The sequence below is a fragment of the Polaromonas sp. P1_F1 genome (assembly GCF_056405795.1).
Genome location: NZ_JBFUBJ010000020.1, coordinates 1 through 1,364, shown reverse-complemented (window position 1 = coordinate 1,364; position 1,364 = coordinate 1). Strand labels below are relative to the sequence as shown.

Annotated in this window: 1 protein-coding gene; it reads right to left on the bottom strand. The window is 55.9% G+C overall.

The window, feature by feature from the left end; all coding sequences use genetic code 11:
* Nucleotides 1–61 precede the first annotated feature (61 nt).
* Nucleotides 62–1,312 (bottom strand): IS256 family transposase, encoded by a 1,251-nt coding sequence (locus AC1DZE_RS23230; protein ID WP_477700612.1) that lies wholly within the window; start codon nucleotides 1,310–1,312, stop codon nucleotides 62–64.
* Between the last annotated feature and the right edge of the window lie 52 nt (nucleotides 1,313–1,364).

Sequence of the window (1,364 nt, the reverse complement as noted above, 5' to 3'; positions counted from 1 at the left end):
GGGACTGTCAGATATTTTGTGTGCGGGCCGTTAACGGCCTGCCGTTAGGCAGGCCATGCTTTTACCAGGTCGGCCTGATAAATCGATCTCCGTACAGAATCGCGAATTGATTCATCGCACTTTTCCAGTCATGGGCCGCGGCCCCCCAGTTTGCTGTGATATTGCGCAGTCCAAGCCAGATCAGTTTTGTCGCCGCATCGTCAGTCGGGAAGTGACCTCGGGTCTTGATGATCTTGCGCAGCTGAGCGTTGATGCTCTCAATGGCGTTGGTCGTGTAGATCACCTTTCGGATCGCCGGCGGGAAAACGAAAAATGGAATCACTCGATCCCAAGCGCGGCGCCAAGCAGCCACTACCGTCGGATACTGCTTGCCCCATGGCCCGCTTTCAAACGCATCCAGCGCCTGCTCGGCTGCTTCGGCGGTGACTGCCTGATAGATCGGTTTGAGCGCCTTGGCCAATTCGCGACGCTTATCCCAAGCCGCGTAATCAAGACTGTTGCGGATCAGATGAACAATGCAGGTTTGCAGTGTCGTGTCTGGAAATACGGCGCTGAGAGCTTCTGGCATGCCTTTAAGGCCATCGGTCACAGCAATCAACACGTCTTCGACGCCGCGTGTCTTGAGGTCGTTGAAAACCTTCATCCAGAATTTGGCGCCCTCGGTAGTTTCGATCCAAATGCCGAGAATATCGCGTGTTCCGTCAGGTAAAACCCCCAGGGCCAAGTAGATCGCCTTGTTGCGAACCAGCCCCTCTTCGCGGATTTTGACCCGCAGAGCATCGAAGAAAATAACCGGATACATCGGCTCCAAAGGCCGCTGTTGCCATGCACCGATCTCTGCCATGACCTCGTCGGTTACGGAGCTGATGAAGTCGGGAGAAACGTCCGTACCGTACTGCTCGGAAAGAAACGCACGGATCTCTCTGACCGTCATTCCACGGGCATACATGGCGATGATCTTGTCGTCGAAACCGGTGTAACGACGCTCGTGTTTGGGGATCAGGATGGGCGAGAAACTACCGTCCCGGTCCCGAGGAATATCCAGTCGAAGCGGGCCATCGCCGGTTAGAACCGTCTTGCTGCTTTTGCCATTGCGCTGGTTGGTTTCATCCTCTGGGCGCTGCGCGCCCGGCGGATAGCCCAGGTGGTGGCCGAGCTCAGCACTCAGGGCTCGCTCGATCAAAGCCTTCTTGAACGCCGCAGAGGCGTCCTCAATGGCTTCCGCTGTCATCGGTCCATCAGTGAATTGCTCGAGCAGCTCTTTCGGGATTTTCGGCAGCTCTCGCAACGCGGGTTTCTTCTTGGTTGGCATACATGCACCTCTTACTCATGTTATGCCCGAACACAAAATTTCTGACACCCCC